General features: G+C 71.7%; 23 protein-coding genes. 13 read left to right on the forward strand and 10 right to left on the reverse strand.

The genetic code is table 11. The features are described 5' to 3' along the window. Window positions 1-11 precede the first annotated feature (11 nt). On the reverse strand, window positions 12-1,025 hold the full coding sequence (locus AB0N84_RS10720) for a phosphatase domain-containing protein (RefSeq protein WP_289457124.1): 1,014 nt from the start codon (window positions 1,023-1,025) through the stop codon (window positions 12-14). An 88-nt stretch (window positions 1,026-1,113) separates the two neighbouring features. Between AB0N84_RS10720 and AB0N84_RS10725 the strand changes: the two genes are divergently transcribed. Further along, window positions 1,114-1,881: an SGNH/GDSL hydrolase family protein gene (locus tag AB0N84_RS10725; protein ID WP_182045587.1), complete on the forward strand. Its 768-nt coding sequence runs from the start codon at window positions 1,114-1,116 to the stop codon at window positions 1,879-1,881. A 12-nt stretch (window positions 1,882-1,893) separates the two neighbouring features. Here AB0N84_RS10725 and AB0N84_RS10730 read toward each other — a convergent pair whose 3' ends face one another. From AB0N84_RS10730 to AB0N84_RS10745, 4 genes are all read right to left on the reverse strand, one after another. Beyond that, window positions 1,894-3,720 carry a beta-galactosidase family protein gene (locus tag AB0N84_RS10730; RefSeq protein ID WP_363546026.1) on the reverse strand — a complete coding sequence of 609 codons (1,827 nt, stop codon included), beginning with the start codon at window positions 3,718-3,720 and terminating at the stop codon, window positions 1,894-1,896. Window positions 3,721-3,796: 76 nt separating this feature from the next. Next, window positions 3,797-5,131, reverse strand: coding sequence for a sugar ABC transporter substrate-binding protein (locus AB0N84_RS10735; RefSeq protein ID WP_141718986.1), 1,335 nt, complete (start codon window positions 5,129-5,131; stop codon window positions 3,797-3,799). Between the two features lie 117 nt (window positions 5,132-5,248). Further along, window positions 5,249-6,232: a carbohydrate ABC transporter permease gene (locus tag AB0N84_RS10740; protein ID WP_069713102.1), complete on the reverse strand. Its 984-nt coding sequence runs from the start codon at window positions 6,230-6,232 to the stop codon at window positions 5,249-5,251. Next, entirely contained in the window at window positions 6,229-7,164 is a 936-nt protein-coding gene (locus AB0N84_RS10745; protein WP_363546030.1) for a sugar ABC transporter permease, read from the reverse strand. The genes AB0N84_RS10740 and AB0N84_RS10745 overlap by 4 nt, the downstream gene beginning before the upstream one ends. A gap of 200 nt (window positions 7,165-7,364) precedes the next feature. Between AB0N84_RS10745 and AB0N84_RS10750 the strand changes: the two genes are divergently transcribed. From AB0N84_RS10750 to AB0N84_RS10760, 3 genes are all read left to right on the forward strand, one after another. Further along, window positions 7,365-8,387, forward strand: coding sequence for a LacI family DNA-binding transcriptional regulator (locus AB0N84_RS10750; protein WP_259346040.1), 1,023 nt, complete (start codon window positions 7,365-7,367; stop codon window positions 8,385-8,387). Window positions 8,388-8,438: 51 nt separating this feature from the next. Continuing rightward, window positions 8,439-9,296 carry a 3-hydroxyacyl-CoA dehydrogenase gene (locus tag AB0N84_RS10755; RefSeq protein WP_289457116.1) on the forward strand — a complete coding sequence of 286 codons (858 nt, stop codon included), beginning with the start codon at window positions 8,439-8,441 and terminating at the stop codon, window positions 9,294-9,296. Between the two features lie 95 nt (window positions 9,297-9,391). Next, window positions 9,392-10,462: a GNAT family N-acetyltransferase gene (locus AB0N84_RS10760; RefSeq protein ID WP_363546035.1), complete on the forward strand. Its 1,071-nt coding sequence runs from the start codon at window positions 9,392-9,394 to the stop codon at window positions 10,460-10,462. Window positions 10,463-10,471: 9 nt separating this feature from the next. On the opposite strand, the gene AB0N84_RS10765 is transcribed toward AB0N84_RS10760, so the two are convergent. Then, window positions 10,472-11,212: a GAF and ANTAR domain-containing protein gene (locus AB0N84_RS10765; RefSeq protein ID WP_363546038.1), complete on the reverse strand. Its 741-nt coding sequence runs from the start codon at window positions 11,210-11,212 to the stop codon at window positions 10,472-10,474. Window positions 11,213-11,631: 419 nt separating this feature from the next. Between AB0N84_RS10765 and AB0N84_RS10770 the strand changes: the two genes are divergently transcribed. Further along, window positions 11,632-12,660 (forward strand): helix-turn-helix transcriptional regulator, encoded by a 1,029-nt coding sequence (locus AB0N84_RS10770; protein WP_363546041.1) that lies wholly within the window; start codon window positions 11,632-11,634, stop codon window positions 12,658-12,660. 32 nt (window positions 12,661-12,692) lie between these two features. Here the strand turns inward: AB0N84_RS10770 and AB0N84_RS10775 are convergent, their stop codons facing one another. Continuing rightward, a complete protein-coding gene (locus AB0N84_RS10775) occupies window positions 12,693-12,872 on the reverse strand; it encodes a hypothetical protein (protein WP_182045580.1) in 180 nt (59 codons plus the stop codon). Between the two features lie 84 nt (window positions 12,873-12,956). Here AB0N84_RS10775 and AB0N84_RS10780 point away from each other — a divergent pair, with 84 nt between their 5' ends. After that, a complete protein-coding gene (locus AB0N84_RS10780) occupies window positions 12,957-13,412 on the forward strand; it encodes a GNAT family N-acetyltransferase (protein WP_363546044.1) in 456 nt (151 codons plus the stop codon). A gap of 223 nt (window positions 13,413-13,635) precedes the next feature. Here AB0N84_RS10780 and AB0N84_RS10785 read toward each other — a convergent pair whose 3' ends face one another. After that, the gene (locus tag AB0N84_RS10785; RefSeq protein WP_363546047.1) at window positions 13,636-15,138 is read right to left on the reverse strand and encodes an alpha-N-arabinofuranosidase; all 1,503 of its coding nucleotides are present in this window, start codon (window positions 15,136-15,138) and stop codon (window positions 13,636-13,638) included. A 228-nt stretch (window positions 15,139-15,366) separates the two neighbouring features. Between AB0N84_RS10785 and AB0N84_RS10790 the strand changes: the two genes are divergently transcribed. From AB0N84_RS10790 to AB0N84_RS10800, 3 genes are all read left to right on the forward strand, one after another. Further along, the gene (locus tag AB0N84_RS10790; RefSeq protein WP_182045577.1) at window positions 15,367-16,737 is read left to right on the forward strand and encodes an extracellular solute-binding protein; all 1,371 of its coding nucleotides are present in this window, start codon (window positions 15,367-15,369) and stop codon (window positions 16,735-16,737) included. A gap of 114 nt (window positions 16,738-16,851) precedes the next feature. After that, a complete protein-coding gene (locus AB0N84_RS10795) occupies window positions 16,852-17,748 on the forward strand; it encodes a sugar ABC transporter permease (protein ID WP_259346038.1) in 897 nt (298 codons plus the stop codon). Between the two features lies 1 nt (window position 17,749). Then, window positions 17,750-18,667 (forward strand): carbohydrate ABC transporter permease, encoded by a 918-nt coding sequence (locus tag AB0N84_RS10800; protein ID WP_363546051.1) that lies wholly within the window; start codon window positions 17,750-17,752, stop codon window positions 18,665-18,667. A 118-nt stretch (window positions 18,668-18,785) separates the two neighbouring features. Here the strand turns inward: AB0N84_RS10800 and AB0N84_RS10805 are convergent, their stop codons facing one another. Together AB0N84_RS10805 and AB0N84_RS10810 are read right to left on the reverse strand one after the other, a co-directional pair. Further along, on the reverse strand, window positions 18,786-19,163 hold the full coding sequence (locus tag AB0N84_RS10805) for a VOC family protein (protein ID WP_363546054.1): 378 nt from the start codon (window positions 19,161-19,163) through the stop codon (window positions 18,786-18,788). Window positions 19,164-19,186: 23 nt separating this feature from the next. Next, complete coding sequence (locus AB0N84_RS10810; RefSeq protein WP_363546056.1) at window positions 19,187-20,014, reverse strand: siderophore-interacting protein; 828 nt, start codon at window positions 20,012-20,014, stop codon at window positions 19,187-19,189. A gap of 28 nt (window positions 20,015-20,042) precedes the next feature. Between AB0N84_RS10810 and AB0N84_RS10815 the strand changes: the two genes are divergently transcribed. From AB0N84_RS10815 to AB0N84_RS10830, 4 genes are all read left to right on the forward strand, one after another. After that, entirely contained in the window at window positions 20,043-21,122 is a 1,080-nt protein-coding gene (locus AB0N84_RS10815) for an iron ABC transporter permease (RefSeq protein WP_289457102.1), read from the forward strand. Further along, complete coding sequence (locus tag AB0N84_RS10820; RefSeq protein WP_289457101.1) at window positions 21,119-22,237, forward strand: iron ABC transporter permease; 1,119 nt, start codon at window positions 21,119-21,121, stop codon at window positions 22,235-22,237. Before AB0N84_RS10815 ends, AB0N84_RS10820 begins: the two co-directional genes overlap by 4 nt. Next, window positions 22,234-23,118, forward strand: coding sequence for an ABC transporter ATP-binding protein (locus tag AB0N84_RS10825; protein ID WP_363546060.1), 885 nt, complete (start codon window positions 22,234-22,236; stop codon window positions 23,116-23,118). Before AB0N84_RS10820 ends, AB0N84_RS10825 begins: the two co-directional genes overlap by 4 nt. A 62-nt stretch (window positions 23,119-23,180) precedes the next feature. Further along, entirely contained in the window at window positions 23,181-24,212 is a 1,032-nt protein-coding gene (locus AB0N84_RS10830) for an ABC transporter substrate-binding protein (RefSeq protein ID WP_182047361.1), read from the forward strand. Window positions 24,213-24,342 lie beyond the last annotated feature (130 nt).

Below are 24,342 nucleotides of genomic sequence, written 5' to 3' on the forward strand. Positions count from 1 at the left end.
CTCCGCGGCGGTCAGCGCAACGCGGCGCGGAGCAGCGGCAGGAGGGCATCGCCGTCCGTGCCGCGGACGACCGGGACCCCGGCGAGCTCCGAGGTCCCTCCGGCGTCCCGGGCGTCCGGCGCCACCTGTCGCAGCGCGATGGCGTCGACCGACCCGGGGTGCGCGCGGGCGAACTCCTCGTAGAGGTCCGGATCGTGCTCGCCGTCGTCGCCGATCAGCACCCAGGACACCTCGGGCAGGTCCTCGTGCAACCGCACGAGCGAGGAACGCTTGTGCTCCGAGCCGTCGCGGAACCACCGCGTCGGCGTGATGCCCCAGTCGGTCATCAGGACGGCGCCCGCGGGGAACCCCTGCTTCCGGAGGAAGCGTGTGACGACACCGGCGAAGTTCCACGGCCCATTGCTGAGGTACACCGTGGCCGCTCCCTCCTGTCGGCGAGCGGCCTCGCGGACGAGGGCCGCCATGCCGGGGACCACCCGGCGGGTCGAGCTCGTGCCGAGGAGCGTGCGTCGTGCCGCCTGCAACGGGTGCCCGATCCCGGTCACCCAGACCGTGTCGTCGATGTCGCAGACGACACCCCGTCGTGCGGTGACGACGTGGACCGGGACCCTGGCCGGGGGCCGGCCGTCCACGTGCAGCAGCGCCGTGGCCGGACCGTCGCCGAGCGGCTCGTCCAGCGGGACCGTCACGTCGACCAGCCCACCGTCGTCGCTCGACACGGTGGTCGTCACACCGGCGAGCTCGACGCGCACCTCGGCCGCCGGGCACTCCAGGGTGAGGAGCCGCCGCCACGCAGCGACACCACGGCGGGCAGCGGGGTCGGCCGACGCCGGAGCGAGCACGACGCGCGCGAGGACCCGCGCCTGGTGCGTGCTCGCGTAGCCCGAGTACGGGAGCAGTGCGGGCCGCCACCCGACGCGCTCGGCGAGCGCCGACGCCCCTGCCCGGAGCCGGGTCCCCGTCGCGTACGCGACCGGGACGGCCCCCTGCTGGACGGCACGCAGGAGACGGGTCAGGGCAGCCATCGGCCCACCCTACCGACGCGTCCGTGAGCGGAGCCGGGTGGACGCCGGGCCCAGCACCGGGATCCTCCGCCGTGCATACGATGGCCGGATGACCGTGCCCGAGGACAGCCCGATCCGGTACGTCGCCGTCGGCGACAGCTTCTCCGAGGGCGTGGGCGACGAGGGGCCGGCGCCGTTCACCGGGTGGACGGGGCGGCTCGCGAGCGCCCTCGCGGCGACCACGAGCCAGCCGGTCTGGTTCGCGAACCTCGCTATCCGCGGACGGTTGCTCGACGGGGTGCTCGGCGAACAGGTGCACCAGGCACTCGCCCTCGACCCGCAGCCGACCCTCGTGACGTTCTGCGCGGGCGGCAACGACCTGCTGCGGCCCTCCTTCGACATCCCCGCGCTGATCGGGCGGCTCGGAGCGGCCGCCGAACGCTTCCGGGAACGCGGCATCCTCCTGGCGCTCGTGAGTCCGGCAGACCCGAGCGCGCGGCTCCCCCTCGGACGGTTGATCAACCGCCGTGGCGACGCGTGGGCCACCGCGTTGTCGGAGCTCGCTGCGGAGCGGGGACTGCCGTTCGTCGACGTCTCACGGGACGTCCAGCTCGGCCAGCCGGAGTTCTGGTCGACCGACCGCCTGCACATGAACGCGCTCGGGCACCAGCGCGTGGCGGAACTGGCGCTCCGCGCGATCGCCGACGGCCCCGGCCCGGTCGACGCGGCAGCACCCGAGGCCGTGGGGACCCGCCTGGCCGAGGAGCTGCGGTACTACCGCGAGTACGTGGTGCCCTGGCTCGGTCGGCGGATCAGGCGCCGGTCGTCCGGGGACGGCCGGACCGCGCCGTTCCCGACGTGGACGCCCGTGTCCTGATCCGCCGGCCCGTCAGGCCTCGGTGTGCCCCAGGTCCGGCTCGGCGAGCAGGCAGACCGTACGGGACGCCGCCGCGTGCAGCTCCAGGACGACGACCTCGTTCCGACCGGCACGGAGCACCGGACCCGGCACGGCCAGGGTCTTCTGGGGTCCCCGCGACCAGTACCGGCCGAGGCAGAAGCCGTTGACCCAGGCGACACCCTTGCGGAAGCCGTCGAGCGACAGGTACCGGTCGTCGGCCGTCGCCAGCTCGAACGACCCCGCCGCGACCACCGGACCGGCGAGCACGTCGCCACCCGTCGGCACGACGTCTGCCAGTGCCGACAGCGCTGCCGGGGCGATCGGGTCGAGGGCGAGCGGCGACGCGGACCACCGGGCGAGCGGCACGCCGTCGACGGCCACGCCGCCGATCAGGCCCTTCGGCTCGCCGATGCGGGGCCCGTAGTCGACGCGGCCCTGGTCCTCGACGAGGAGCTCGAGCGTGCCGACGACCGGCGGGAGGGCGATCGCCCGGTCGTGGTGCTCGCGTTCGAGGACGCCGACGACCACCCCGTCGACGGAGACGACCGCACGGTCGCGGACCTCGGTGCCGACGGTCAGGACGCCCCCGGTGGGCAGGTCGACCTCGGTCCGGTACAGCACGAAGCCGCTCGCAGCGCCGAGGGCGTCGAAGGTCGGCGGCTCGTCGTGCGTCGACCAGTCGGTGAGCGTGGGCAGCAGGGAGCGGAGCGACGCGACGCGGTCCAGGCGGACGGCGAGGTCCGTGGCGGGGGTGACCCGTGCCTCCCGGCCGCTCGGATCGTCATACGGATCAAGGCGACCCGAACCACCCTCCCGCATCGACTCGGGCAGCGGCGGGACGGGCGCGTAGCGCTCGATCACCGCGCGGAAGGCGTGGAACTTCGCCGTCGGGCGACCTGCCTCGTCGAGCGGAGCGTCGTAGTCGTACGAGGTCGCGATCGGACGGTACACGCCCTTGTCGTTCGCGCCGTTGGTGAAGCCGAAGTTCGTGCCGCCGTGGAACATGTAGATGTTGACGGAGCCGCCGGCGGCGAGCAGGTCGTCGAGGTCCGATGCCGACGCGGACGCCGGGGTGGTGTGGTGGTGCTCGCCCCAGCTGTCGAACCAGCCGTCCCAGAACTCCGAGCACATGAGCGGCCCGGTCGGCTGCGCCTGGCGGAGTCGCTCGAGCCGCGCGGTGGAGCGCGAGCCGAAGGAACCGGTCTTGTGGAGCGAGGGCAGCGACCCGTCCTCGAGCATCGAGTCCATCGGCTGGTCGACGCTCGTGAACGGGACGGTCAGGCCGATGGCCCGGTGCATCGCCTCGAGCTCCCGCAGGTAGGACGCGTCCGAGCCGTAGGCGCCGTACTCGTTCTCGACCTGCACGAGCACGATCGGCCCGCCCTGGTCGATCTGGCGCGGGACGAGCACCGGGGCGAGGTGCTCGAGGTACTCCCGCACGGCGGCGAGGAAGCCCGGCTCGTTCCGGCGGACGCCGACGGTGCCGTCGGCGAAGAGCCAGTACGGCAGCCCGCCGTTGGTCCACTCGGCGCAGATGTAGGGCCCGGGGCGGACGATGGCGTGCATGCCCTCGGCGGCGACCAGGTCGAGGAACCGGCCGAGGTCGAGGCCGCCGGTCAGGTCGAACACACCGGGACGGGGCGCGTGAGCGTTCCACGCGACGTAGGTCTCGACGGTGTTCAGGCCCATCAGCTTCGCCTTGCGGATCCGGTCCTGCCAGAGGTCCGGGTGCACGCGGAAGTAGTGGATCGCGCCGGACAGGACCCGGTGCGGCTCGCCGTCGAGCAGGAAGTCGGTCTCGCCGATGGCGAAGCGCATGAGGTGACTCGTTTCGTACGACGGGGCCGTGCGGACGGGAGTGTCCGCACGGCCCCGGTGGGGGTGTGACGGGGTGCTACTTGGAGGTGACCGTGAAGCCCTGGTCGTTGCCGTACTTCACGAGGGCCTTCTGCCAGGCCTGCAGCCCGCTCTCGAGCGAGGTGCCCTTCTCGTACGACTGCCCGACGGTGTCGGCGTAGACGCTGTTCGCGTACACCTGGTACGGCAGGTAGGTGAAGTCGTTGGCCGACGTCTTCGACGCGTCCACGAGCACCTCGTTGATCTGCTGGCCACCGAAGTACGACGGCTTCTCCTGCAGGAACGAGCTCGAGTCGAGGTCGGCGGTGGTCGACGGGAAGCCGCCGGACTCCATGAAGACCTTCGTCGACTCCTCGGAGGAGTTCAGCCACTTGAGGAAGCCCGCGGCGAGGGCCGGGTTCTTCGACTGCTTCATGACGACCTGGGAGCTGCCGCCGTTGCTCGCGGTCTGGGCCTGGCCGCCGTCGTAGGTCGGCATCGGGGCGACGCGCCAGTCACCGGCGGACTCCGGGACGCTCGCGATCAGGTTGCCGGGCATCCAGGCACCGGTCACCATCGTGGCGATCTGGCCGTTGCCGAGCTGCTTGTACCAGTCGTCGGTCCAGCCGGTGGTCTTCGAGAGCAGGCCCTGCTCGACGAGCTGGTCCCACGTGCTCGCCCACTTCTTGGTGCCGGCGTCCTCGAGGTTGATGGTGATCTTGTCGCCGTCGGTGGTGAAGGGCGTGCCACCGGCCTGGGCGATCATGCTCGTGGTGAAGCCGGCGTCGCCGGAGTCCGCGGCGATGTACGCCTCGGGGTCGGCGGCGTGCAGCTTCTTCGCGGCGGCGATGTACTCGTCCCACGTCTTCGGCACGGCGATGTCGTACTTCGAGAAGACCTTCTCGTTGTAGAACAGCGCCATGGGGCCGGAGTCCTGCGGCAGGCCGTAGACCTTGCCGTCCATCGCGACGTTGCTCCAGGTGCCCTTCGAGAACTTGCTCTCGAGGTCGCCGAAGCCGTACGACGACAGGTCGACGAGCGAGTCGGACAGCGCGAACTGCGGCAGCGCGTAGTACTCGACCTGCGCGACGTCGGGGGCGCCCGAGCCGGCCTTGATCGTGTTCTGCAGCTTCGTGTACTGGTCGGCGCCGGTGCCGGCGTTGACGAGGTTGACCTTGACCTTCGGGTACTGCTTCTCGAAGGCGGCGACCTGCGCCTTGGCCGAGGGGGTCCAGGACCAGTAGGTCAGCGTCCCGCCGTCCTTCAGGGCCTTCGCGATGTCGTCGGACGAACCGCCCGCGGACGAGCCGCCGGAGGCGCAGGCCGCGAGGGCGATCGCGGCGGTGACGCCGATGGCGAGGGCGCTGAGCCCGCGCCGGATGCGCTTGTGCATTCGGGTGCCTTTCACTTCTTTGTGAAGAAGGGACTTCTTCGTGGAGAGGGGGTGGTGCTGCTGCGTGTCGGTCGGGAGGCGCGGGGCGGGCTGCCGGCGTGCCTCCCGTCCGGCGGGTCAGGCCTTGACGGAGCCGGCCGCGAGGCCGGACTGCCAGAAGCGCTGGAGGAAGAGGAACGCGACCACGATCGGGATGATCGTGAGGAGCGAACCGGTGACGACGAGGTTGTAGATCGGCTGCGCGCCGGACCCGGTGGCCTGCGCGTTCCACTGGTTGAGGCCGACCGTGAGCGGGTACCACTTCGGGTCGCTCAGCATGATGAGCGGCAGGAAGTAGTTGTTCCAGGTGGCGACGACCGCGAAGAGCAGGACCGTGACGACACCGGGCGTGAGGAGCTTCAGCGCGATGGTGAAGAAGATCCGGAACTCGCCGGCGCCGTCCATGCGGGCGGCCTCGATGAGCTCGGTCGGGATCGCGTCGATCGCGTACGTCCAGATGAGGTACATGCCGAACGGGCTGATGAGCGACGGCAGGATGATCGCCCACGGGGTGTTCGTCAGGCCGAACTGCGAGAAGAGCAGGAACGTCGGGACGGCGAGGGCGGTGCCCGGCACGGCGATGGCACCGAGGACCACGGCGAACACCGCGCGGCGGCCGGGGAACTGGAACTTCGCCATGCCGTAGCCGGCGACGGTCGCGAGGAGCGTCGCTCCCCCGGCGCCCACGACGACGTACAGCAGCGTGTTGCCGAGCCACTGCATGAAGATGCCGTCGTTGTACGTCAGCGTGTCGACGATGTTCTGCCAGAGGTTGAAGTCACCGCCGAACCAGAGCCCGAAGGTCGACAGGAGCGATGCCTGCGTCTTCGTGCTGTTCACGAGCAGGTAGAACAGCGGAGCGAACGAGTAGACGACGAAGACGACCATCACGGCGGTCAGCAGACCGGAGCGCTTGACCTTGCGACCGGCGACCGGCGCGCGGCCCCGACCCGGACGGGAGGCACGGGTCGCCCGGTCGCGCGGGTCGCGCTGCGTCGTGGTCGCCTCGGTGACCGTGGCCGGCGTGGTCGCGCCGGCGGCGGGCTGCTGCAGGGTGCTCATCGGTTCTCCTGGCGGGTTCCGCGGACCTGGACGACGTACGCGATCACGGCGGTGATGACACCCATGACGATGGCGACGGTCGCGGAGTAGTTGAACTGCTGGCCGCTGAAGGACAGCGAGTAGGCGTACATGTTCGGGGTGAAGGAGCTGCCGATGACGTTCGGGGCGAGCGTCTTCAGCAGGTTCGGCTCGTTGAAGAGCTGGAAGCTGCCGATGATCGAGAAGATCGTCGCGATGACCATCGGGCCGCGGAGGGCCGGCAGCTTGATCGAGAACACGGTCCGCATCGGGCCGGCGCCGTCGAGCTCGGCGGCCTCGTACAGCTCGCCCGGCACGACCCGGAGGGCGGCGTAGAAGATCAGCATGTTGTAGCCGAGGAACTCCCACGTGACCACGTTGCCGATCGACGTGAGGACCCAGCTCGCGCTGAACGGCTGGAGCAGGTCGATGCCGATGAGGTCGTTCGCCGCACCGGTCAGGCCGAACTGGTTGCCGTAGATGAAGCCCCAGATGAGCGCCGCGACGACACCGGGGACGGCGTAGGGCAGGAACACCGCGATGCGGAAGAACCCGGTGCCCCACAGGCGGGCGCTGTCGAGGGCGAGGGCGGCGACGAGCGCCAGCCCGAGCATGATCGGCACCTGCACGAGCAGGAAGAGCGTGACGCGGCCGAGGCCCTGCCAGAACGCGCTGTCCTGGAAGAGCTGCACGTAGTTGGCGAACCAGACGAACTGGTTGCCGCCGACGAGCTGGTCGCGGAACAGGCTGAGCCAGAGCGCGTACCCGATCGGGACGATCAGCATGGCCACGAGCACCACGACGAAGGGGCCGACGAAGAGCCAGCCGGTGTACCGCCCCCGGGGCTTCGGGCGGCGAGCGGACGGCCGCGGGGCGGAGGCCGCCTCGGCCGGGCGCGCTGCGAGCGTGCTCATGTGACTCCCTTGTCTGCTGCGTCCGGGTCCTCCGGGTCGAGCGGCTGCGCTCGTCCGCGCGGTGGCGGCGATCCGGAGGGACGTCGATGTTGACGTCAACATCGAACGACGTCACCGTAGCATGGCAACGTCAACATGCGCTAGCGTGCGGGCATCCCGGTCGTCGTCCCTGCGACCGGCGGACCGGGGAGGAGCGTGCGTTGAGCACCGAGCTGACCGCTGCGCGACGCGCCCCGTCGATGGCCGCCGTCGCCGATGCCGCCGGCGTCTCCATGCAGACCGTCTCGCGGGTGGCGCGCGGCTTCGACAACGTCAGCCCGGAGACGCGCGAGCGGGTGCAGCGCGCCATGGACGAACTCGGCTACCGACCGAACCGGGCCGCGCGGGCCCTGCGGTCCGGACGCTTCCGGACCATCGGCGTCGTCATGTTCACGCTCGCGTCCTTCGGCAACATGCGCACGCTCGAGGCCATCTCCGCCGCAGCGGCCGCCGCGGACTTCACCATCACGCTGCTCCCGATGGCGTCGCGTACCGGCGAGGGTGTCCGGTCGGCGCTGTCCCGGCTGCACGAGCAGGCCGTCGACGGTGTCGTGATCGTGATCGAGTCGCACATCATCGACACCGCCGAGGTCGCGCTGCCCGACGGCGTCCCCCTGGTCGTCGTCGACTCCACGGGCACCACCGACCGGCCGTCCATCGACATCGACCAGGCCGAGGGTGCCCGGCTCGCGACCCAGCACCTGCTCGACCTGGGCCACGAGACCGTCTGGCACGTCGCCGGCCCGGACGGGTCGTACTCCGCGGACCGACGGCTCGCCGCCTGGCGCGACACCCTCGAGCACGCCGGACGAGCGGTCCCCCCGGTCTTCACCGGCGGGTGGGCGAGCTCGGACGGGTACCGGGCAGGGCAGGAGATCGCGGCGCGACCGGAAGTGACGGCCGTCTTCGCGGTGAACGACCAGACGGCGCTCGGGGTGCTCCGCGCCGCGCACGAGGCCGGTCGGTCCGTGCCGGGCTCGCTCAGCGTGGTCGGCTTCGACGACTTCCCCGAGTCGGAGTCCTTCTGGCCGCCGCTCACCACCGTGCACCAGTCGTTCGACGAGGTGGGCCGCCGTGCCGTCGCGACGCTCCTGGCGCAGATCGAGGGTGCGCCGGCCGGACCGTCGACCGACCTCGTGCCGGTGCGCCTGGTGGAGCGCGCGAGCACGGCGCCGCCCGCCTGACCCTCCCCCGCTCCCGGCCGGGCACCGACCACCGCGGAGCAGACTGACGGCATGACCACGTTCACCTCCGTCACCGTGCTCGGCGCCGGCGTCCTCGGCACGCAGATCGCCCTCCAGACCGCTCGGCACGGCGTCCCCGTCGTCGTGTACGACATCAGCGACGACGCCGTCGCGGCCGGCCGGGAGCGTCTCGCCGGCATCGTCGAGCAGTACCTCGGCGACGTCGGCGAGGACGCCCGCCCCGACGCCGACGCCGCCGTCGCGCGGATCGACTTCGCCACCGACCTCGCGCAGGCCGTCGCCGCCGCCGACCTCGTGATCGAGGCGGTCCCCGAGCGGCTCGACCTGAAGCGCGACGTGTACGCGCGGCTCGCCGAGGTCGCACCGGCCGACACCGTCTTCGCCACGAACTCCTCGACCCTGCTGCCGAGTGCGATCGCCGACGCGACCGGCCGCCCGGACCGCTTCCTCGCGCTGCACTTCGCGAACCACGTCTGGCGGCAGAACACCGCCGAGGTGATGGGCACCGAGCAGACCGATCCGGCCGTGTTCGAGCGGGTCGCCACCTTCGCCGAGGAGATCGGGATGGTGCCGATCCGCCTGCACAAGGAGCAGCCCGGCTACGTGCTCAACTCGCTGCTCGTGCCGCTGCTCGACGCTGCCGCCGGCCTGGTCCTCCGCGGGGTCGCGGACCCCGAGACGGTCGACACCACCTGGCGCATCGGCACCGGCGCCCCGATGGGTCCGTTCCAGGTCTACGACGTCATCGGCCTCCGGACGGCGTACGCGGTCGCCAGCGCGTCGCCGGAGCCGGGCGCGCAGGCGTGGGCGGAGCACCTGCGCACCGAGTACCTCGACCAGGGCAGGTACGGCGTCGAGTCCGGCGAGGGCTTCTACCGCTACCGCTGACGACGGACCCGCCCCCGGCTCGCGATCGCGCCGGGACGGACGGGAGGCGCGTGGCGGCGCCGCCACGCGCCTCCCGTCCGTCCTAGGCTCGCCGGGTGGAACTCGTCGCACCGTCTCCCCGGTACTTCCCGTCCTTCGTCCGGTCCCTCCGCGAGTGGGGCGACGCCCACCAGGACGGCGCCGGGATCCGTGACGCCGCGACCCTCACCGACCGGGTGGGCTTCGAGCGGTGGGTCGACCAGCTCCTCGCGGAGGAGACCGTCCCGGCCTCGCCGGCCCACGTCACCTGCACCTACCGGTGGATGGTCGACGGCGACGAGTACCTCGGCAGCATCGCCCTCCGGCACGAGCTGAACGACTGGCTCCGCGAGTACGGCGGCCACGTCGGGTACGGCGTCCGGCCGTCGGCACGCGGTCGGGGCCTGGCGTCCGCGGCGCTCGCCGGGACGGTCCGCCTGGCAGCCGAACGCGGCATGCCCGAGGTGATGCTGACGCACGACGCGACGAACCCGGCGTCCGGACGCGTCATCGAGCACAACGGCGGCCGGTACGAGCGGACCGTGGTCGACGACGAGGGCCACCGCCTGCTGCACCACTGGATCCGCACCGGTGCACACGCGGCCGCGGACGTCGTCGACGTCGACATCGTCGGCGGGCCGGAGCCCCTGCGCGTCGGCCTGCACGACCACGACCCGGCGTGGGCGACCCGCTTCGCGGAGCACCGGGCACGCATCACCGCCGCGCTCCCCGGACTGCACGTCACGATCGAGCACATCGGGTCGACCTCGGTCCCGGGTTTGGCGGCGAAGCCGATCGTCGACGTCGCGGTCTCGGTCCCCGACGTGACCGACGAGGCCGCGTACCTCGAGCCGCTGCTCGCCGCCGGGTACGTCCTGCGCGTCCGGGAGCCCGGGCACCGTCTCGTCCGGACGCCCGAGCGCGACGCGCACGTCCACGTGTACGAGCACGGCGCCCGCGAGGTGGACGACTACCTGCTGCTCCGCGACCACCTGCGGCGCGACGACGCCGACCGGCAGCGCTACGAGGACGTCAAGCGCGGGCTCATGACCCGGTCGTGGGACGACTCGAACGCCTACGCCGACGCGAAGACCACCGTCATCGACGCGATCAAGGAGCGGGCTCGCGCCGCGAACCACCCGTCCTGACCGTTCGGATCACCGCCCAGCGTCCGCCGGGGCCGGCCCCGGGATGGCGAGTCGGCGCTCGACGACGGCCAGCGCCACCTCCCGCAGCGGCCGTCCCGCCGAGCGGGCGTGCCCCCGCAGCATCGTGAACGCCTGGTCGGGGTCCACCTGATGGGTGTGGGCGAGGAACCCCTTCGCCTGCTCGATCACGATCCTGCTGTCCAACGCGCGCTGCAGCTGGTCCCGGGTGCGAGCGGCCTGGTCCGCGCTGCGCTGCTGCAGGATGCTGATCGACGCCACGTCGGTGAGCGCCCGCGCCGCCGTCGCGTCCTGGTCGTCCAACCGGCCCGGCGCCCGCCGGAACAGGTTCATCGACCCCAGGACGGCCGTGTGGCTCCGCAACGGGATCGAGTGGACCGAGGCGAACCCGGCGCGTTCGGACTCCTCCGCGAAGTGCGTCCAGCGACGCCGCATCTCCTGCCGGTCCGCGACCGACACCGAGCGGCCCGTCTCGTACGACTCGATGCAGGGCCCCTCGCCGGCCTCGAGCTGGAGGAGCCCGAGGAACGCGCTCGCCTCGCTCGTCGACGCCGCGACCTCGAGCCGTCGCTGCGGGTCGGCGAGCAGGATCCCGACCGCGTCGACGGCGAAGATCCCGGCGACGTCGTCGACGAGGGTCTGCAGCATCTCCACCACGTCGTAGTCGCCGACGACCCTGCCGGTCGCGGCGAGGAACGCGTCGACGAGCCGACGCTCTCGGGTGTCGGTCACGGGGCTCCTTCCCGGTGCGTGCGCGGGTGCGCGCCCGGTCGGGAACGGCACCGCCTCGAGTCGCCTGCCGACGGTCGGCGTGGACGACTGCAGCACACTCTGCTCGTCCGGTGGGCGCACCGCCCGACCGCGATCGGCGGTTCGTCCGCACGGTCCGGTTCCGGCTCGTCGTCCGCGCAGATCGGATGGTCGGCGGGTCCGGGCTGTTGTCACGTCCGCCCGCCTGCCCTACCGTGACGGCAGCAGCCCCAGACCCAGGCAGCGGAACGTCAGAACACGTCCTCGGAACCGTTCAGGGTGGTCCAGATGATGCACGTCACAGGTACCCGGACACTCGGTCACCACCGGGTGCTCCGCACCACGTCCTCGCCGGCCGTCCGGCCCGACCCGACGTCCGCCGACTCCTTCCCGGGGTCCTGATGACGACCACCGCATCGCACCCACGGCTGTCCCGTCCCGAGAGCCCGGGGACGGGACGGTCCGACCAGGACGGTCCCACCACCGGCCGGCACGCCGTCCGGCTGGAGGCGTCCGGGGACCACCCGGACGCCGTCATCGACGAGGTCGGCGGCCTCTACGACGGTCACGGCTGGGCGGCGCACGCGACCGACCAGCCGTTCACCTACCGGTACACCGCCGTCGGCGACGCCGCGGTGACGCTGCGTCGGTCCCGCATCACCGGGTACATCCGTGGTGCGATCCCGTGCACCGACGACTACATCGTGCAGTGGCTGACCGAGGGCACCGGCGTGCCGGACGTCCGGCGTGACCGGGTCCCGATGCAGATCGGCGTCCCGATGCTGTTCCCCACCGACCGCGAGTTCGTCTTCGAGTACCAGGACTACGACCAACGGCTCGTGCACCTCTCCCGCGAGCTCGTCGACGACGTCGCCGCCGAGCGCCACCGGACCGGCGCCGTCGGCAGCCTGCAGCCCGACCACCTCCGCACGCTGGACCCGGCGGCCGTGGCGAGGTGGCGGAACCAGATGACGCTCCTCGCCCGTGAGCTCCGGAACGGCGTCGGGACGCTCCTCTGGCACACCCTCACTCGGGACGCGGCCGCGGCCTTCCTCGACCTCTACCCGCCGGCGGCACCCGAGCTCCCGGCGGTGGTGTTGCTGCCGCGCCGGGCGCGGCTCCGTGCCGCCGTCGAGTTCGTGCACGAGCACCTCGACCAGCCGCTCACCGTCGCGGAGATCGCGCAGGCGGCCGGCCTGAGCATCCGTGCCGTGCAGGAGTCGTTCCAGCGGGACCTCGGCACGACGCCGATGGCGTACCTCCGTCGGGTGCGACTGGAGTGCGTCCGCCTCGAGCTCCAACGCGGTGACCCGTCGAACGCCAGCGTGCAGGAGATCGCGCGGCGCTGGGGGTTCTCGCACCTCGGGCGCTTCTCGGGCGAGTACCTGCGCCAGCGCGGTGAGTACCCGCGCCAGACGCTCCGACGCTGAGCCGCTGTACCCCCGCACCCCCGGACGCCGCGTCAGCCGCTGTGGTCGCGCGCCCGCTCCGTCCCGGCGGGTGCGTCCACGCGGTCGCTGTCGTCCGCCGTCCGCCGGGGGTCCACGGCGGGCCAACCGTCCATCGACGCGAGGAAGTCGTCGACGAACCCGCCCAGTGCGCCCGCACCGACCGCCCCGTCCGCATCGCTCGTCCCGGTCATGCGCAGCACTGTAGGCAGCACCCGTCGCCGTCACACGGTGAGTGCGGAGACCGGACACCGGGAGGGTGGCCCTACGATCGGGTCGTGACCGTCCTCGTCCGTCCCGTGACCGCCCACGACGAAGCACAGTGGTGCGCGCTCTACGCCGGCTACCGCTCCTTCTACCGGCTGCCGGACGACCCCGCCGCGGTCCGCACCACGTGGCAGTGGGTCTCCGGAAGCGAGCACGGTCTGCTCGGCCTGGTCGCAGAGGACGCCGACGGTCGGCTCCTCGGGCTCGCCGACCTCCGACGGTTCGCCCGACCGTCGTCGGCGACCACCGGGCTGTACCTCGACGACCTCTTCACCGCGCCGGCAGCGCGCCACCAGGGTGTCGCGACGGCCCTCCTGCACGAGGCCGCGGCGGTCGCTGCCGCCGAGGGCGCGAGCGTCGTCCGCTGGATCACCGCCGAGGACAACACCGCCGCGCGTGCGGTCTACGACCGCGTCGCCACCGCCACGCCGTGGGTCACCTACGACATGCGCCCGTCGGCGGTCTGACGCCGAGGCGGACGGGAGGCGCGTGGCGGCCCCGCACCGCGCCTCCCGTCCGACGCGTCCGCACCGTCGGGCCGGGCCGCCCACGGCCGGGCAGCCGTCCGCCGGCCGGGCACGAGCGAAGGGCGCCGGTCCGCTCGCGCGGACCGACGCCCTCCGTGCTCACTCGACGCTCACCGGAGCGCGCGCCGAGGCGTCTGCACGCCGACCGTGGTCGGCGGTCGGTTCAGCCGATCGACACCGCGGTCCAGGAGACCGGCGGCAGCTCGATGGTGATCGTGTCGCCCTCGCGGCGGACGGTCTCGTTCGTCCGGAGCGCCACCCGCTCGCGGTTCCCGAGGTCGTTGACCGCGTGGAGGTCGTCGTCCCAGACGCCCTCGGCACGGACGTCGCCGTCGACCTGCAGGCCGGCGAGGTCGATCGTGACGGAGGTCGTCTCGGTCTGGTGACGGTTCACGAGGAACACCGCCGCCTTGCCGTCCTCGACGGTGGCGGCCGAGTCGACCACCGGGACCTCGCCGTGCTTGCCGCCGTCGACGGTGTCGCCCGAGGCCTTGACCTGCAGCGACGTGCCGTTGGCCAGGCGCGACGTCAGCGAGAACGGGAAGAACGTGGTCTGGCGCCACGCCGGACCACCGGGCTCGGTCATGATCGGGCCGATGACGTTGACGAGCTGCGCGATGCTGGCCGAGGCCACGCGGTCCGCGTGCCGGAGCAGCGAGATGAGCAGGCCACCGACGACGACCGCGTCGGCGACGGTGTAGACGTCCTCGAGCAGGCGCGGCGCGACCGGCCAGTCCTGCAGCTCGAAGGTCTTCTGCTGCTCCTCCCACTTGCTGATCGACCAGACGTTCCACTCGTCGAAGGAGATGTCGATGCGCTTGTCCGACTTCTTCTGCGCCTGCACGTGGTCGGCCGCCGTCGTGACCGTCTTGATGAAGTGGTCCATGTTGACGCCGGAGGCGAGGAACGACGTCAGGTCGTCACCCTCCTCGTAGTAGGCGTGCGCGGAGATGTAGTCGACGTCGTCGTAGGTGTGCTCGAGGACGGTCCGCTCCCACTCGCCGAACGTCGGCATCGACGCACCGGAGGACCCGCAGGCCACGAGCTCGAGGTCGGGCTGGATCTGCCGCATCGCCTTGGCGGTCATCGCCGCGAGCTTGCCGTAGTCCTCGGCGTTCTTGTGGCCGAGCTGCCACGGGCCGTCCATCTCGTTGCCGAGGCACCACATCTGGATGGCGAAGGGCTCCTGGCGGCCGTTCGAACGGCGGTACTCGCTCAGGGCGGTGCCGGCGTCGATGTTCGCGTACTCGAGGAGCTCGATGGCCTCCTGCGCGCCACGGGTGCCGAGGTTGACGGCGAGCATCATCTCGGAGCCGACCGCGTCGAGCCAGTGCTGGAACTCGTGCAGGCCGACCTCGTTGGTCTCGGTGGAGTGCCAGGCCAGGTCGAGACGTCGCGGACGCTGCTCGACCGGGCCGACGCCGTCCTCCCACTTGTAGCCGGAGACGAAGTTGCCGCCCGGGTACCGGATCGCGGAGACGCCCAGCTCCTTGACGAGCTCGACGACGTCCTTCCGGAAGCCGTGCTCGTCGGCGGTCTCGTGGGCCGGCTCGTGGATGCCGTCGTAGACGTGGCGGCCGAGGTGCTCGACGAAGCCGCCGAAGAGCCGACGTCGCACCGGCCCCACGGTGAACGCGCTGTCGAGGACGAGGTGTGTGCGAGGCATGGATCTCCTTTGATCTGCTGGGGGCTCGTGCGGACGTGATCGGCCCGGTACGAAAGTGAGCGCTCACGTCTCCCTGAACGCTAGCGGGTTTGCACCGCGCGCGGAAGCCGGGACGCAGCCCGGCCGTGACGTTCACGAAAGGGGTGGCGGACCCCCGGGTCCGGCGCTACTGTGAGCGCTCACGGAGCAATGACCGCTCCGCTCGGCCCGTCCCGATGGAGTGATGCCATGCCGATCCGATCCGTTGTACCCACCCCGCAGTCCCGCGGCAGCGCGTTCACCCGACGGACCCTGCTCGCCGGCGCAGCCGCCGGTGCCGCGGTCCTGCCGCTCGCCGCGTGCTCCAGCCCGATCGCCGCCGGCATCGCCGGAGCCCCGCTGAACCCGGAGACGCTCGTCTTCTGGAACCTGTTCGGCGGTGGCGACGGCCTCCGCATGCAGTCGATGGAGGCCGGGTACGCGAAGCAGCACGGTGGTTCCTCGTCCCTGCAGGCGACGACCTTCGCGTGGGGCAACCCGTACTACTCCAAGGTCACACTGGCCACCGTCGGGAACAAGCCGCCGGACGTCGCGATCGCCCACCTCACGCGCGCCAAGCCGCTGTGGGACGGCGACCTGCTCGACCCGATCACCGAGGACGACCTGGCGAGCGTCGGCCTCAGCGCCAGTGACTTCAACCAGAAGGCGTGGACGGCGCAGAAGACCGACGGCAAGAACATCTGCATCCCGCTCGACACGCACCCGTTCGTGCTCTTCTACAACGTCGACGTCTGCCAGAAGGCGGGCCTGATCGACGGTGACGGCAAGCTCAAGGACCTGAACGGGCTGGAGAACTTCGAGGCCGCGATGGCCGCCGTCGCGAAGGTGACCGGCGGCACCGCGCTGAACGTGGCGAACGTCGTGCCGGAGACCGCGACCCCGTGGCGCTTCTTCTGGACGATGTACAACCAGATCGAGGGCGCGACGCCGTTCATCAGCGACGGCGGGGCGAAGCTCACCGTCAACGAGGACGCGTACAACAAGGTCACCGACATGACTCAGAAGTGGGTGGGGAACGGCTGGCTGAACAAGGCGCTCGACTACGCGACCGCCCAGTCACTCATGTTCGACGGCAAGGCCGGCTTCTTCATGCAGGGCGAGTGGGAGATCAGCACCGCCCAGTCGATCAAGGGCCTGAAGTTCGGCATGGTGCCGATCCCCCAGCTCTTCGACAAGCCCGCCACCCAGGCCGACTCGCACACGTTCATCCTGCCGAAGAAGGACCGGACGCCCGAGCAGCGCAAGGCGCACATGCTCTTCATCAAGCAGATGCTCGAGCAGAGCCTGACCTGGGCCGAGGGCGGACACGTCCCCGCGTACATGCCGACCTTCGACAGCCAGCAGTACAAGGACCTCACCCCGCAGTCGAACTACGCGTCCGCCGCCGAGTCCGCCGTCTTCGACGACCCCGCCTGGTACGGCGGATCCGGGTCGACGTTCGAGGGCATCGTCGGCGCCCAGCTCGCCCTCGTCCAGCAGGGCAGCAGCTCCCCCGCACAGGCGCTCTCCGCCATCAAGGGCCAGCTCGCCACCTACCTGAACACCCCGAGCCCGCTGTGATCGCGCGCTCGCTCCCTGTGGACCCCGCACGAGAGGCACGATGACGTGACCGCTGCACCAGTTCTCACCCGACCCACGGACGCCGCGACCGTCACCCGGCGCGAACGTCCCCGCGTGAACTCGACGAACCGCGGACAGGGCCGCACCGGGTGGCTGTTCCTCGCCCCGTTCGGCCTGTTCTACGCGGCCTTCCTGCTCGGCCCGACGGTGTGGATGCTCATCACGAGCTTCTTCAACACTTCGACCGTCCGCACCGGACTCGGCACCTTCGCCGGCTTCGCGAACTACGCCGAGATGCTCGGACGCAGCGACTTCTGGTCGTCGCTCTGGCACACGCTGCAGTTCACGCTGTACACGACCCCGCCGCTCGTGATCCTGGCGTTCGTGTTCGCCGTGCTGACGAACCGGATGAACCGCGGACAGTGGTTCTTCCGCCTGGCGTTCTTCCTGCCGTTCATCCTGCCGTCGGCGACGATCTCCCTCATCTGGGTGTTCATCTTCACGCCGGCGACCGGCCTCTGGGCGAGCCTGCAGACCGCGCTCGGCATGACGCCCGGCTCGGGCATGCTCTCCAGCCCGAACACCGCGATGATCGGCGTCGCGATCGCAACCGTCTGGTGGACCCTCGGGTTCAACTTCGTGCTCTACCTGGCCGGCCTGCAGGAGATCCCCCGTGAGCTCTACGAGGCCGCTGCGGTCGACGGCGCGTCGAACTGGCAGCAGATCAAGTCGATCACGCTCCCGCTGCTCGGCCGCACGACGACGCTGGTCATCCTGCTGCAGATCATCGCCAGCCTGAAGATCTTCGACCAGGTCTACCTGATGACGAACGGCGGCCCGGGCATCTCGACCCAGGTCTCGCTGCAGCTCATCACCGGCGTCGGCTTCACCGACAACCGCCTCGGTGCGGCGTCCGCCGCGTCGGTGCTCCTGTTCATCGTGATCGTCGCGATCGCGGTCATCCGGCAGCTCGTCGAACGCGCCGCCGCCAAGCGAGAGATCGGTGCCTGACGTGACCGCCACCGAGAGCATCACGACGTCCCGTCCGCGGAAGCTCCGCTCCGGGGTGTCCGCCGCCGCGCCCGCCAACGCCGCGAAGATCGGCGTCTCCGGCAAGGGCTTCAACATCGCGGCCGCGATCATCCTGACGGTGTTCGCGATCATCTGGCTCATCCCGAGCCTGTTCGCCCTGAAGACGTCGCTGTCCGACAACGGCGTCGCCGCGCTCGGCGCCAACTCGATCCTGTCGAACTGGAACCCGACGCTGCACTCCTACGCGTCGCTGTTCCAGGCCGGCGACATCTGGAACTGGTACCTCGCCAGCGGCATCACGAGCCTGATCACCGCGGCCCTGACGGTGCTGTTCGCGTCCATGGCCGCGTTCGCGCTGTCCCGCCTGGTGTTCCGCGGCCGGAACGTCGCGTTCCTGCTCATCATCCTCGGCATCATGATCCCGACGCAGGTCCTGATCATCCCGATCTTCCAGGAGCTCAACGCCGTCGGCCTGCTGAACACCTACTGGTCGGTGATCTTCCCGCAGGTGCCCGCCGTCATCGCGGTGTTCATCTTCAAGCAGTTCTTCGACGGGATCCCGAAGGAGCTCGAGGAGGCCGCGCGCATCGACGGTGCGGGCATGTGGAAGATCTACTGGTCGGTCATCCTGCCGCTGTCGCGTCCGGTGATCGCCGCGGTGACGATCCTGACCTTCGTCGGCGTCTGGAACAACCTGCTCCTGCCGCTGTTCGTGCTGTCGAACCCGGACCTCATGACGATCCCGGTCGGGCTCGCCACGGTCCAGGGCAGCTTCGGCCAGCGCTACGCCGACATCCAGGCCGGGGCGATCCTGGCGGCGCTGCCGCTGATCATCCTCTACCTGGTCTTCCAGCGGCAGATCGTGGAGGGCGTGACGGGCTCGGGCCTCAAGGGCTGACGCCTCCACACGACGGACGGGAGGCGCGGTGCCGGCTGGCACCGCGCCTCCCGTCCGTCGTGCGGCCTGGCCTGCCTGCTCCTCCCGGGTGCACCAGGTCGGACCGGGCGAGCGCGGGTCAGAGCGGGTCGAGGCGTGTGCGGAGCAGGCAGAACTCGTTGCCCTCCGGGTCCTGCAGCACGTGCCAGGACTCCTCCCCGGTCTGCCCGACGTCGGCCGGACGGGCGCCGAGGGCCAGCAGCCGCTCGAGCTCGGCGTCCTGGTCCTGGTCGACCGGCGAGAGATCGATGTGCAGCCGCAGCGGCTGGGCCTCCGCGTGGTCCACGCGGTTCAGGATGATCGTCGGCGTCGCGCCGCCGAAGCCCGACGCGGGCCCGATCTCGACGCCGTCGTCGTCCTTGCCGAGTTCGACGTAGTCGAGCACCGCGCACCAGAAGCGTGACAGCTCCTCGGGGTCGCGGCAGTTCAGGACGAGTTCGCTCAGTCGGCTGCTCATGCCCGCACGGTACCCGGACGGGGTCAGGTCGGGACGGCCTGGGGCGCGTCGTGCTTCCAGAAGCCGGAGAAGGTGATCCGCGACTTCGGCAGGCCCGCGCGGTGCAGGTGTCGGCGGCCCTCGGTGGCCAGCGTCGACTCCCCCACGACGAAGGCGTACCCGCGGTCGTCGACCGGCACGTACCGCTGGAGTTCGGCGAGCGCCGCGCGTCCCGGCACGGCGTGCTCGGTGTCCTCGCGCACGATCCACGTCACCTGCACGCCGGCCGGGGCGTCGAGGACCCGGACGTCGGCCGCGGTCGGGACCTCCTGGATGATCCGGCCGACGGCGCCCCGCGGGAGCGATGCGGCGATCCCCACGACGCCGGGGAGCCCGGTCTCCTCGGCGACCACGACGACCTCGCTGGCGTCGTCGGGGCAGTCGAAGATGCAGCCCTGGTCGAGCATCGCGAGCTGGTCGCCGGGCCGGGCGCCGCACGCCCAGATCGCCGCACGGCCCTCGGGCTCGCCGTCGGAGCCGCAGTGCACGACGAAGTCGACGTCGAGTTCACCGGTCTCCGGACGGAAGGCGGCGACGGTGTAGTTCGCGCAGTGCGGCCGGACGTCCTCGGGGATCGCGAGGAACGAGGGCCACCAGCGACGACCGTCGAGCTCCGGCATGCGGAAGCCGTCCTGGTCGGGACGCGGGAGGAACAGGCGGAACCAGTGGTCGAACCCGAGGAACGGGAACTCGTGCAGGTCGGCCCCGGTGACGGTCACGCGCTGGATCGACGGGCTGTGCCGCACGGAGCGGAGCACCCGGGCACGGAACAGCCGGGGCGCCTCGGGCATGAGCCGCGGGATCTTCGCCATGAGGAAAGGCTAACCTAATATGGCTTCCGTGCCACTCCCCGAACCCGTCCTGACGCCCGCACGGGCTGCCCGGACCGACACCGCCCCGCGTGCCGACGGCGTGCACCGGACCGCGGTCCGGCGTCGCCTGCTGGTCGTCGCGGTCCTGGTGGTCGCACTGGTCGCCGCCGCGGTCGCGAGCATGCTGTTCGGCAGCAACCGCCTCGGCGTGGACCAGGTGGTCGCGGGGCTGACCCGGACGGGGTCGAGCACCGCCGAGGCCGTGGTCTGGGGATCGCGCATCCCGCGCACGCTCATCGGAGCGGCGGTGGGTGCGGCGCTCGGGATCGCGGGGCTGCTCATGCAGGGGCACACGCGGAACCCGCTCGCCGACCCCGGCCTGTTCGGGGTCTCCTCGGGCGCCGGGCTGGCCGTCGTGCTCGGCGTGTACGTCTTCGGCGTGACGAGCACCGGTGCGACGGTCTGGTTCGCCCTGGCCGGTGCGGTCGTCGCGAGCGTCGTCGTCTTCTCGGTCACGGTGGCCGGCAGCGGCACCGCGAGCCCGGTGCCGCTCGCCCTGGCGGGTGCGGCGGTGTCCGCGCTCCTCGGTGCCGTGACGTCGTTCATCGTGCTGACCGACCAGGACTCCCTCGACGCCTACCGCCTGTGGGTCGTCGGCTCGCTCGCGGCCCGGCAGCTCGACGTCCTCGTCGCGGCCGCCCCCTTCCTGCTCGTCGGTGCCGTGCTGGCGGTGTGGAACGTCCGGGCGCTCGACGCGCTGGGGCTCGGCGCGGAGCTCGCACGGGGGCTCGGCGAGAACGTGCTCGTCGCGCGGCTCGTCGGCCTCGGCGGCATCACGCTCCTGGCGGCCGGCGCCACCGCGGCCGCCGGCCCGATCGGCTTCGTCGGTCTGACCGTGCCGCACGTCGCCCGGGCCCTGGTCGGCACGGGTCACCGCTGGACCCTCCCCGTGTCGGCGCTGGTGGGCGCCGCCCTCGTGCTCGTGGCCGACGTGGTCGGACGGCTCGTCGGCGGGTTCTCCGAGGTCGAGGTCGGCATCGTGCTCGCCGTGCTGGGCGGCCCGGTCTTCGTCGCCGTCGCCCGCCGCCGATCGCTGGTGTCCCTGTGAGCGCGGCGACCGACACCCCGCGCACGGCGGGGCAGCGCGACACGGCAGCCGACCACACCGCCCCCGGGCGCCGCGGGGTCCGTCTCGGTCCGATCGGCCTGGCCTGGCGTCCCCGCGTGCTCGGCTACACCGTCGGGGCGGTCGCCCTCGCGCTGGTCCTCGTGGTGCTCGGCGTCGCCGTCGGCAGCACCTGGATCGCGCCCGGGACCGTCGTGCGCGCGCTCGTCGGCGCGGAGGGCGGACCCGACGGCTTCATCGTCACGACGCTGCGACTCCCCCGGGTCCTCACCGGCGCCCTCGTCGGCCTCGTGCTCGGCACCGCCGGCGCACTGACCCAGACCGTCACCCGGAACCCGCTCGGCACCCCGGACATCATCGGCGTCACCTCGGGCGCGAGCGTCGGTGCCGTCGCCGCGATCGTGGTCGGTGGCGGCACGTACTCGGTCTCGTCGGCCGTGCTGAGCGGCGGCATCCCGGTCGCTGCGACCATCGGCGCCCTCGTCGCCGCGGCCGCCGTGTACGGCCTCGGCTGGCGCGGCGGCGTGCAGAGCTACCGGCTCGTCCTCGTCGGCATCGGCGTGAGCGCGACGCTCGACGCCGTCACGAGCTACCTGCTCGTCCGCGCGAAGATCACCGTGGCGACCGCGGCGTCGCAGTGGCTCGTCGGCAGCCTGTCGAGCACGTCGTGGTCGACCGTGTGGCCGCTGGTCGTGGTCGCCGCCGTCTGCGTCCCGATCGCCCTCGCCACGAGCGCCGCGCTCGGCATCGGCCAGCTCGGCGACGAGGTCGCGACGGGTGTCGGCCTCGGCGTCCAGCGGCACCGGCTGCTCGTCATCGCCCTCGCCGTCGTGCTCACCGCCGCCGCCGTCGCGGCCGCCGGTCCGATCGGCTTCGTCGCCTTCGTCGTCCCGCAGGTCGCCCTGCGCCTGGCCGGGACGAACCGGCCGCCGCTGCTGCTCGCCGGCGCCCTCGGGACCGTCCTCGTCCTGGTCGCGGACCTGCTCGCCCGCTCGGCCTTCCCCTGGCAGGTCCCCGTCGGGATCGTGACCACGGTCGTCGGCGCCCCGTACCTGATCTGGCTCCTCGTCCGCCACCGCAAGGAGATGTCCCGATGACCGCCGCCACCACGAACCGACGCGATGCGCGCGTCCCGGGCGCCGACGCGACCACCCGCCGGACCGCCGGCGACGACGCGTCCGGCACGGTGCCTCCCGTCCTCGAAGCCCGCGGCCTGTCCGTCGGCTACGACCGCGAGCCGGTCCTCCGCGACCTGGACCTGCGCATCGAGCGCGGCAGCGTGACGACGTTCCTCGGGGCGAACGGGTGCGGCAAGTCGACGCTCCTCAAGGCCTTCGGCCGTGTCCTCAGGCCACAGGCCGGCGAGGTCCTGCTCGACGGCGTCCCCATCCGCAGGGAGCCGAACCGCGCCGTCGCCCGCCGCCTCGCGATCCTGCCGCAGACGCCCGTCGCCCCGGCGGGCACGAGCGTGCTCGACCTGGTGATGCGCGGGCGGAACCCGCACCAGTCGTGGGCGAAGCCGTGGACCGCCGAGGACGCCGACGTCGCCGAGCAGGCCATCGCGGCGACCGGGCTGACGGCCGTCGCCCACCGCGACGTCGCGAGCCTGTCCGGCGGTCAGCGGCAGCGCGCCTGGATCGCCCTCGTCGTGGCGCAGCAGGCCGAGACCCTGCTGCTCGACGAGCCGACCACCTACCTCGACCTCGCGCACCAGCTCGACGTGCTCCGCCTGGTCCGGCGGCTCAACCGCGAGCAGGGGTCGACGGTCGTCATGGTGCTCCACGACCTGTCGCTCGCGGCGCGGTACTCCGACCGGCTCGTGGTCCTGCACGACGGCAGCGTGGTCGCGGACGGCACGCCGCACGAGGTCCTGACGCCGGCGCTGCTCGCGACCGCGTTCGGGCTGCACGCCCGGGTGGTCGCGGACCCCGTGACGGGTGCGCCGATGATCGTGCCCGAGGCCGACGAGCACGACTGAGTCCGAAGGCTGCCGACGCCGGGGCTGGTCGAACACACAGACTTAGGTTAGGCTCTCCTAACGTGAAGATCCCCCGCCGCGGCTCCCTGCGCGCCGCCCTCGTGACCTCCGTGGCCGTCTCGGCCCTCCTCCTCACCGGTTGCTCCGGAGCGAACGGCTCCGACGACGCCCGGACCGGAGACGGCGCCGGCACCAGCTCGGCCGCCGCAGGACCCTGGTCCTACGAGGACGCCACCGGCAAGAAGGTCGAGCTGGACAGCACGCCGAAGCGCGTCGTCGTCCTCAACGACCTCGCCATCTCGTTCATCGAGTACGGGCTCCGACCGGTCGGCACCTTCGGACAGCTGACCATGGCGAAGGACGCCCGGTTCGAGGGGCTCGACACCGACGGCATCACGCAGCTCGGCGAGGCGTACGGCGACATCGACCTCGAGGAACTCGCGGCGCTCAAGCCCGACCTCGTCGTCACGTCGGTGTACCCGAAGGACGAGCAGGGCACCCTCGACGACACCCAGCCCGGCTACGGCTTCAAGGACAAGGAGCAGGAGCGGCAGATCCAGGCGATCGCGCCCGTCGTGCAGGTCGAGTGGGGCGGCAAGGGCGAGGACGTGATCGAGGAGATCGCCGACCTCGCCGAGTCCCTCGGTGCCCCGGAGTCGAAGGTCGAGGCCGCCGAGCAGCGCTTCGACGAGGCCGAGGACACCCTCGAGCAGGCCGCGAAGCGGAGCGACGTGTCCGTCGTCTCGATGTACGCGGACGGCTCCGGCGCGTACGTGACCCGTCCGGCCGACGAGCCGACCCTGCAGATGTACTCGTCCTTCGGGGTCGACTTCGTCCAGCCGAAGCCGAAGGGCTTCTACTGGGGCATCTACTCGTGGGAGAACGCGGGTCAGATCACCGGTGACGTCCTCCTGCTCTCGCAGCAGGGCTACCAGGTCGCGGAGCTCGAGAAGCAGCCGACGTTCGCCGACAACCCGGCGCTCGATGCGGGTCAGGTCCACAGCTGGACCTTCCCGGCGCTCGACTACGCGTCGCAGGCCGACTACATGACGAAGCTCGCCGGTTGGCTCGAGGACAGCAAGAAGGTCTCGTAGCGATCCGAGGACGGACGGGAGGCGCGGTGCCAGCTGGCACCGCGCCGCAGGTTGCGCGTCGGTGCGTCGGGAGCGTTCGCCGCCTCGGTCAGGGCCTGAAGCTCAGGCCCGTGCTCCATCAGGGCCAGCT

It is taken from the genome of Curtobacterium sp. NPDC089185 (genome assembly GCF_040685235.1).
Classification (GTDB): Bacteria; Actinomycetota; Actinomycetes; order Actinomycetales; family Microbacteriaceae; genus Curtobacterium; species Curtobacterium citri.